At 66.4% G+C, this 8,422-nt stretch carries 5 protein-coding genes, 1 tRNA gene and 2 pseudogenes; 3 read left to right on the top strand and 5 right to left on the bottom strand.

All coding sequences use genetic code 11. The features are described 5' to 3' along the window. Positions 1–216: 216 nt before the first annotated feature. Positions 217–1,881 (bottom strand): sensor domain-containing diguanylate cyclase, encoded by a 1,665-nt coding sequence (locus tag K9U40_RS20510; RefSeq protein ID WP_282891971.1) that lies wholly within the window; start codon positions 1,879–1,881, stop codon positions 217–219. 168 nt (positions 1,882–2,049) lie between these two features. Between K9U40_RS20510 and K9U40_RS20505 the strand changes: the two genes are divergently transcribed. Both K9U40_RS20505 and K9U40_RS20500 read left to right on the top strand, forming a co-directional pair. Continuing rightward, positions 2,050–2,748, top strand: coding sequence for a YggS family pyridoxal phosphate-dependent enzyme (locus K9U40_RS20505; protein WP_282891970.1), 699 nt, complete (start codon positions 2,050–2,052; stop codon positions 2,746–2,748). A gap of 44 nt (positions 2,749–2,792) precedes the next feature. Further along, positions 2,793–2,868: transfer RNA gene (locus K9U40_RS20500), tRNA-Glu, on the top strand. Positions 2,869–3,423: 555 nt separating this feature from the next. Here K9U40_RS20500 and K9U40_RS24725 read toward each other — a convergent pair. From K9U40_RS24725 to K9U40_RS20480, 4 genes and pseudogenes are all read right to left on the bottom strand, one after another. After that, a pseudogene (locus tag K9U40_RS24725) lies at positions 3,424–4,473 on the bottom strand (recombinase family protein); the annotation flags it as partial. Positions 4,474–4,944: 471 nt separating this feature from the next. Continuing rightward, positions 4,945–5,298, bottom strand: a complete 354-nt coding sequence (locus K9U40_RS20490; RefSeq protein WP_282891969.1) for a type II toxin-antitoxin system PemK/MazF family toxin — start codon at positions 5,296–5,298, stop codon at positions 4,945–4,947. After that, the gene (locus K9U40_RS20485; protein WP_149575407.1) at positions 5,295–5,519 is read right to left on the bottom strand and encodes an antitoxin MazE family protein; all 225 of its coding nucleotides are present in this window, start codon (positions 5,517–5,519) and stop codon (positions 5,295–5,297) included. The genes K9U40_RS20490 and K9U40_RS20485 overlap by 4 nt, the downstream gene beginning before the upstream one ends. Positions 5,520–5,847: 328 nt before the next feature. Further along, a pseudogene (locus tag K9U40_RS20480) lies at positions 5,848–7,270 on the bottom strand (DUF3363 domain-containing protein). A 17-nt stretch (positions 7,271–7,287) separates the two neighbouring features. Between K9U40_RS20480 and K9U40_RS20475 the strand changes: the two are divergent. After that, a complete protein-coding gene (locus K9U40_RS20475) occupies positions 7,288–7,896 on the top strand; it encodes a recombinase family protein (protein WP_282891968.1) in 609 nt (202 codons plus the stop codon). Positions 7,897–8,422 lie beyond the last annotated feature (526 nt).

The raw sequence follows: 8,422 nt of genomic DNA, 5'->3' as shown, positions 1-8,422 counted from the left end.
ATAGTGCATGGCTTCGAGGAACTTGCGGTCATCGCGCCCCTTGTCGCCCCGTCGCGACCGGCAAGCGCGGAACACCTCCAGAGCCACCGCCCAATCCTCGTCCGTCATCCGCGTCAGCATGGTCGACCTCGCCAAAAGCCGACCCGCTATGAATCACCGAAAGGACAAGAAGGGAATCCCCCTCCGACTCAACACGGCGAAATCCGTCCACACCGCCTAGCGGAAGGTGCCGGTGGCTTCGCCGGGATTGCGCTCCGCGTGGGCGACCACCTTGTCCCGCCCGGACCGCTTGGCCTCGTACAGTGCCGTATCGGCGGCGGCCACCAGCGTGTCGGGGCTGTCGTCCGCGGTGGGAACGATGCTGGCGACGCCGAAGCTGGCCGTGAGGCGGCGGCGCGGCGCGGCGGGATGGGCGATGGCCACTTCGCTGAGCAGGCGGCGGACATCCTCCGCGAACGCCAGACCCGCCGCAAGATCGGCCCCGGTCATCAGCACGATGAACTCCTCGCCCCCGTAGCGGGCGACGAGATGGGTGGTGCCTGCCGCCGCCGCGGACAGCATGCGCGCCACCGCGCGCAGAGCCTCGTCTCCGGACAGGTGCCCGCGCGCGTCGTTGAACGCCTTGAAGTGGTCCACGTCCAGCATCACCAGGGTCAGCGATGCGCCGTCGCCGCGGGCGCGGACCCAGTCCTGGGAGAATTGCACGTCGAAGGTTCGCCGGTTGGCGAGGCCGGTGAGCCCGTCGGTGCGGGCGAGGGAGGCGAGGCGCCCGTTCATGGTGCGCAGCTCGCTGTTGCGTTGCGACAGGCGGCGGGCCATCTCGTTGAACGCGCGAACCAGGGGGGCGAACTCGGCCACGTCGTTGTCCTTCACGTGATCCGCCTCGCCGCGGCCCACGGCGGCCACCGAGCGCGTCAGCCGCGCGATGGGCGTGATGACGATCCGCTCGGCGGCGAACCACGACACCAGCAGGAAGCCGGCCAGCGCCGCGAAATACCCGAACGCCGTGGTCAGGATCTTGCGGTCGATGGGGGCGAGCACCCGGGCGGTCTCCATGCCCACCACCACGCGCAGGTCGAGCCCCTCGAAGCGGTTGAATGCGAAGATCCGCTCCTTTCCGTCATAGCCGATGGTGGCGACCACGCCCTCGTCCGTGGCGGTGATGGCGCGCGTGAGCGGATGATCTGGGAAGCGGTGCTCCACGATCTCGGTCTGGGTGGGATATCGCACCAGAACCGCTCCCCCTTCGCCGACCACATCCACCACCACTCCCGATTCGACGGCGCTGCCGGCGGCGATCCGAGAGAGCCATTGCAGGTCGAGAATGACGCCGGCAACGGCGATGGCGCCGCCGCCGGCGTTGCGCTCGGCGCGCAGCAGGAAGACCGAGTTGCGCCCGCTCAGGCCCGAGGCGAACAGTTCGGTGATCAGCATGTCGTCGGCGGCGAGCGCCTCCTTGAAGAAGGGCCGGTCCGCGACATTGACCCCCATGGCGAGCGGCGCGTGAGCGCACACCACGTCGCCTTCGGGGGTGGCGATGAAGACGCCCTGGATCCCGGCCACCTCGTTGGCAAGCCGGGTGGCGAAGGGGATGCAGGCGTCCGGGTCGTTCAGCAGCCGCTGCGATTGCAGCGACACCACGTCGAGCACGGTGCGGGCCCGTGTCAGGCCCTCGAGCTGGGCGAGCGTGGCATGACGGGCGAGGTCGCGCACATTGTGCTCGATGGTCCGGATCTGCTCCCGGCGATCGGCAAGGAGCGTCAGCAGGCGCTCCACCGAAAGCGGCACGGCAATGAGGCAGATGAGGAAGAGGACGCGCAGGCGCAGGCTGGAAAGCCGCTTCGAAGCGACTGGCGCCTTTCCGCCGTTACGCTCGACCATGACCGGCCATGCCCCCTGCGGACGGATTCGCGAAACCGCCGCCGACAGTGTTGTAAACGCTTCTTGATCGAATGGGGAGATCGGTCCATCTGCTGCCGGACGGCTCGTCCGGCCTGCCTCGCAGGTTCCGGCGAGCAGCGGAGCGAGGCCGGAAAAGGGGCAGGTATCATGATCAGCCAAGCCGGGACGCAGGACGCCGCGTCGCGTCTTCAGGCGGTGCGTGCGCAGATCGCCGCCGCCTGCCGGGACTGCGGGCGGGATCCCGCCGCCGTGACCCTGGTGGCGGTCTCCAAGACCTTCCCGGCGCCGGAGATCGTGCCGGTGATCGAGGCCGGCCAGAAGGTGTTCGGCGAGAACCGGGTGCAGGAGGCGCACGGCAAGTGGCCCCTGCTGCGGGCGGACCATCCCGGCATGGAACTGCACCTCATCGGGCCGCTGCAGTCCAACAAGGCGCGCGAGGCGGTGGCGCTGTTCGACGTGATCCATACGCTGGATCGGCCGAAAATCGCGGCCGCGCTGGCCGAGGAGATGGCCCGGCAGGGGCGGAGTCCGCGCCTGTTCGTCCAGGTGAATACCGGGGCGGAACCACAGAAGGCCGGCGTTCTGCCGGAAGCGGCGGATGCTTTCATCGCCGCCTGCAGGGAGCAGCACGGGCTCGATGTTTGGGGGCTCATGTGCATTCCGCCGGCAGATGAGGTTCCTGACCCTCATTTCGCGCTGCTGGCCAAGATCGCCACGCGCAACGGGCTTGCCGGGCTTTCCATGGGCATGAGCGCCGACTTTCCTGCCGCCATCCGCCAGGGCGCGACGCATGTGCGCGTGGGCAGCGCCATCTTTGGCCACAGATCCTTGCCGAACGAGACTTGAAGTCCCCACCGAACGCAGATATAGAGCACGCCTCTCCGCGAGATGCTCCCATCGTCTAGCGGTCTAGGACGTCGCCCTCTCACGGCGAAAACAGGGGTTCGAGTCCCCTTGGGAGCGCCACTTGCGTACAAAGCCGCGAACCCCCGGATGGGTGGCCTGATCGGCGAGTACGGCTCGTTCCAGCACTGTCTTTGAACCGTGGATGCGGATGACGTGGTCATCGACCTCCACGGCGTCGATCAGAGATCGCAGATAGGCCTTGCGGAACGGTACCGTACCTTCGGTGATGTTGGTGTGCATGAGCTGGCCGAAACAAGCGATCCGGTCCGGGCCCAGCCGCCCGGCTACGCCCCGGTTGGTGATCCGCTCCAAGGCGGACTTTGCGCGGTCGCGGTCGGACTTGAGCGTTGCAATGCGCTCCTTCAGCATATCGTCGAGGTCGGTGAGACCATCCTCCACCAGTTCGTAGAGCCGCCGGAGCTTGTCTTCCGTGGCTCCGGCTTCACGGCGCAAATCCTCGATCCGGCCTTGGACCTCAGTATCCGCCTTCAGGCGCCGGTCGGCAACGGACTGGAGCAACGCCTCCAGTCGTTCGGGGAGAAGAATGCGCTCAGCCACATGCTCGGTCACGAGTTGGTCCAGCTTGTCCATGGGGACCGAGCGGCCCTTGCAGGCTGCCTCGCCCACGCGGGCAGAGGACGAGCAACTGTAATAGCGGTAGACCTTGCCGGTCTTCGACGTCCCGGTGCGCAGGGTCATGGCACAGCCGCACGATGCGCAATAGGCAAGGCCGGTCAGAAGGATCGGTCCGGTGATGGCCCGCGGCGGGCTGTTCTGCGGGCTCTTGGCCTTCAGGGTCTTCTGCACCTTGTCGAAGATGGTGCGGTCGACCATGGCCGGAACGGAGATGGGGATGACCTCGGTCTGTGGCTTCACCTGCCCGGTCTTGGCGTTGCGCTTGTTGAAGCTCCAGGCGCCCACATAGACGGTGTTGGTCAGGATGCCGTGTATCGTGCCGACACCGAACCTCGCGCCAAGCCGGGTGCGATAACCCTTGGCATTGAGGTGCTTGGTGATCTCCTTGATGCCCATGGGACCGGACGTGCCGTCGCCCTGCAGATAAAGATCGAACATGAGCCGGACGAGTTCGGCTTCGACGGGATCGACGATGATCCGCTTCTTGGTGCGGTGGCCGCGCTTCTCCACCTCTTCGAGGGTGAAGCCGAGCGGCAGGCGCGCCCTGTTATAGAAGCCCTGACGTGCGTTCTCCTTCATGGCGCGCAGGACATGCTTGGCATTCTCGCGGGACTGGTATTCGTCGAAGAGGGCGATGACTTGCCGCATCATCACCTGAGCGGGATCATCCCCCAGTTCCTGGGTGATGGAGATAAGCCGGACGCCGTGCTTGGCGAGGCGGCGGATGTACATCTCCAGCCCGAAGGCATCGCGGAAGAAGCGGCTGAAGCTGTGGACGACGACGACATCGAATGGATGATCGTCGTCGCACGCCCGCTCGATCATCCGCTGGAACTCGTGCCGGTTGTCGTCCATGGCGGAGGCGCCGGGCTCGACATATTCGGCGAGGACCGGCCACCCCTGCCGCTGGCAATAGGCGGCGGTCTGAAGGCGCTGGTCTGGAATGGAGAGATCGACCTCGGCCTGCCGGGTGGTCGAGACCCTGAGATAGAGCGCGGCACGGCTCGCAACAGGCAGGGTCACATTCATGGCCGGACTTCCCCTCGCTTCGGTGCCGTCACTTCAGAAGCGCGTCGATCGCCTGCCGCAGGAAGGCTTCGATCACATCGACTTCATCGGCGGTGATCGGGACGGTCGAAGGCCAATCGTCGGTGACGTGCCAGACACCCGAGTCATGCGCATGCGAGTCTTGCAGCGCAAGGCGTTTCAGAGATTTTCCGCACCTTCCGATGCCGGGCTTCGATCCTTTCGAGCGTGACGCATCGGTAGAACCAGAAGACGGGATCACCCCTTCGCAGGACGCGATGGTTTGTGTCTTCCTTCGACGAAGAGGGCGCGACCGGAGCATGTCCGCAGGATCACGCCATCGGGCAAGTTCAAGAATAGCCTAATTTTACGCCCGGCTACGATCGCGTAGAGCAGCGGAAAAATACTTATCAGATACGGAAAGAGAGAAGCGCAGCGGGGAAGCTATAGCGGCGAGGACTGCTCGCGCCGGTTCTATGACCGCCGCTTCGCCCCAGAAGATGCGGCCAATCCGAGGAAGACCACAATGGCCCGGTTGAGGCGCAGGACATCCTCATCGTCCAGGCTCCCGATGCGCGTCCCGACCTTGGATTTCGGGACGGTCGTGATCTTGTCCACCATCAGGCGGCACGTGGTCCTGAGCCCGTTGCGCGCGTTGGGCGCCACCGGAAGACGGAACAGGGGTGCCTCGGTCTCGTCAGTGGTGAAGGCGCAGATGGTGATCGAATCCGTCGCGTCAAAGGTATCATCCTGCACGATGACGACGGGACGCGGCTTGCCCGCATAGTCCTTGCCGCCGGCGACGGTCCAGATGTCGCCGCGCCTCATTCATCACCCCAATCCGATACCGCGTCGATGAAGGCCTGATCCTCACCGGCATGGGGGCTCGTCGCGACGGCCAGCGACTGACGGTGCGCCTCCGACCGGAAGGACGGTGCGCGCACGTCGGGCACCCAGATCTGGATGGGCCGCAAGCCCTGGGACCGCAGACGCGCGCGATAATCCCGGACCTTCACACGGGAGGACTTGGGCGTCGATGCCGTGGGCACGTGATTGGACCTTATCATGGTTACATGTAACCTAGCAGGAAGAACCGCCTTCGACCAGTGCTTCCGGAAAGCGGACCGCCCGCTCCAAATCTGAGCCTGCACTCCCCCCGAACGCCGTTCGATCCCTTCTCCATCGCGCACGGAGGGCTCGCGCTCCTGACTCGCCTTATCTGCTTGCCGAGCCTTTGCCGGGCATGGGCAAGCCGGTCAAGGCTGGCGCGCCACGCGCCACCGCGAAGCGGCTCGGCCTTGAGGGGCTGGGTCAGGTCTGGCCCCCTGTTTGCGAGCAGAAAAGGCTTTCCACAGAGCGGCCGTTCTGGGGAGCCTCTCACAGCCCCAGCCCGCGTTTGCGTCCGAAGCTCCACTCGATGCCGCCGTCGTCGCGCACGGTACCGGTGATGTGCTGCCCGATACGTTTCTCGATTGCGGGTTGCCACGGCACGAGCTGGAAGCCCATGCCGTCGTCGATCATGGCGAAGCGCCCGGAGGCGAGGTTGGCGGAGCCGGTGAGCTTGCCGCTGACATATTCGCCGGCCTTAACCTCGACGAAGGCCAATCCGGTCTCCCATCTCGTCGCCGGCGGCAAGGCCCTTGGCCAACACCCGCCCGACGATGGGTTCGGTGACAGTCTGGCCGTGGATGACGTAGCGATCTGTCCCCCGCTCCTCGGCGAGGCCGTGATCGGCCAGCGCGCGCTGCGTGGTCGCGACGATCTCGTTGCGCGTGCCGAGATCGCGCAGCGTGCGCTCCGCATCCGCCTTCAGCCGCCAGCGGGCGGGCTCGACTTCCTCGGCGAGGCCATAGCGCTCCAGTCGCTTCGCCCGGTCCACCAGCAAGTGACGATTGGCCCGCACCGTGTAGCTGTCGGAAGCATCGGGTCGAAGGTCGACGAGGCCGCGCTCCTCCTGCTCGGCGAGGAGCACTCGGTCGAGCCGGGTCAGCCGCTCAGCCTCCACCTCCCGTCGGAGCTTCTGGGCCACGTCGAGCTCGGTCTGAGGCCCAAGTTCCAGCGTCACCAGCTCCTGCGCCCGGTGGCGGATGCCTTGGGCGATGTAGTCGCCAGCGATGTTGAGGATGCGGCCATCATCGAGCACGCCCCGCACGATGATGTGGGTGTGGGGATGGCCGGTGTTGTGGTGATCGACGGCGATCCAGTCGAGCCGGGTGTCGAGGTCCTGCTCCATCTGGCGCATGAGGTCGCGGGTGAAGCCCTTGAGGTCGCCCATCTCGACGCCGTCCTCGGGTGCGACGATGAAGCGGAACTGGTGGCGGTCGTCGCGTCCCCGTTCGACGTAGGCGCGGCCGTCCGCCTTGTCCTCCAACGCGGAATAGGCCCGGCCCTTCTCGCGCTCCCGCGTGACCCCATCGCGCTCCAGATAGCGCAGATGGGCGTCCATGGCAGTGCGGGCGGTGCCGCGCATGCCCGATGCCCCGCGCCGGGGGTTGAGCCTGACGATGCGGGCCTTCACCACCACGCGACGGGACCGGAAGCGTGAACCGCCTTTGTCCTGACCCTGCCCCTTCGCCGGGAAGCCGGCCACCACCCTGGCGCCGCGCCCGCGCGCATTGAACCGCCCGCTTCCCTTCCCGGCCGGACGATGGCCATGAGACGACGTTCCGCCGGCCTTGCGCGCTGCGGCCTGGACCTGGTTCAGGAAGGACTGTGCCCGCGGGTGGGCGCGCGTGCCCTTGGCGCGCGGCCGCCCCGCGCGGATACGGAAATCACTAGTTATCGGTATCCACCTCAGCAGCTCTCGGAGCCCCTGCCGTGTCCCGCAAAGCCCGCCGCCGCGTCGCCCTCTACCTGCGCGTCTCCACCTCCGAACAGACCACCGAGAACCAGCGCCGCGAGCTTCAGGCCGTCGCGGAGAAGGCCGGCTGGGAGGTGGTGGCCGTGTTCGAGGATGCCGGCATCTCCGGCGCCAAGGGCCGCGACCAGCGCCCCGGCTACGACGCCATGCTGAAGGCCGTCACCCGCCGCGAGGTGGACATGGTGGCCGCATGGTCGGTGGACCGCCTGGGCCGCTCCATGGCGGACCTCGTCACCTTCCTCGGCGAGCTCCACGCCCGCGGCGCCGACCTTTACCTGCACCAGCAAGCCCTCGACACCACCACACCCACCGGCCGGGCCATGTTCCAGATGATGGGCGTGTTCGCCGAGTACGAACGGGCGATGATCCGCGAGCGGGTGAACTCCGGGCTGGCGCGGGCGAAGGCGGAGGGCAAGAAGCTGGGACGGCCGACCGTGGGAGCCGAGACCGAAGCCCGGATCAAGGCGCTCCGTGCGCAGGGCATGGGCATCGTGAAGGTGGCGAAGACGCTGGGGGTGGGCGTGTCTGCGGTGCAGCGGGTGGATGGAGAGAAGAATGCCGCCTGAGCGGGATTTTCCGCGTGGGCGTCTCCCTATCTGTTTTTTGGCGGATTTGGCCTCTTGGGGCCACAGCAACCCAGCGCAGTAGATCGCCGGCACCCATACCCGCTATGATGGAAATTCGCATTCGAGTCGGGCGAGAATGGGGCTATGGCGGGCTACACAATCGAAGAGTTCTGGACACAACGGTTACCTCCCAAACATCCAGAGCCACCGCTACCGGTGAGGGGTTGGCACAACGACCCGACGCCGTTGGGCACATTTCTGGAGGCCCCCCTTACAAACAGCGCCAGCTTCGGAGCAGAGGACCCCTGGACCGCTTCTCTCATTCTAGTATCGGCCCCTGGTGCAGTTGGAAAATCGACCTTGGCGAGGCAAATGGCCTCCTCGTCCGGCGCAATCTACTGAGGTGGTCCCGGTTTGGCGGACAGATTGGCGGCTTTGCTAAGCTTGGTTCTGGTGTGCGTTACGCCGCCATGTCGATGCCGTCGCAGGCCGTATGGACCTCCTCCGGCGTTCTGCCGCCGAGGGC

Origin of the sequence: Xanthobacter autotrophicus, assembly GCF_030015065.1 — a bacterium.
GTDB lineage: Bacteria > Pseudomonadota > Alphaproteobacteria > Rhizobiales > Xanthobacteraceae > Xanthobacter > Xanthobacter autotrophicus_D.
Note: the sequence above shows the minus strand (reverse complement) of the source record. Positions and strands in the feature narration are given on the sequence as shown.

What these genes read in the sequence shown, in the direction of transcription:
- K9U40_RS20510 (WP_282891971.1), bottom strand. Translation starts at nt 1,881, where the DNA reads ATGGTCGAGCGTAACGGCGGAAAGGCGCCAGTCGCTTCGAAGCGGCTT.
- K9U40_RS20490 (WP_282891969.1), bottom strand. Translation starts at nt 5,298, where the DNA reads ATGAGGCGCGGCGACATCTGGACCGTCGCCGGCGGCAAGGACTATGCG.
- K9U40_RS20505 (WP_282891970.1), top strand. Translation starts at nt 2,050, where the DNA reads ATGATCAGCCAAGCCGGGACGCAGGACGCCGCGTCGCGTCTTCAGGCG.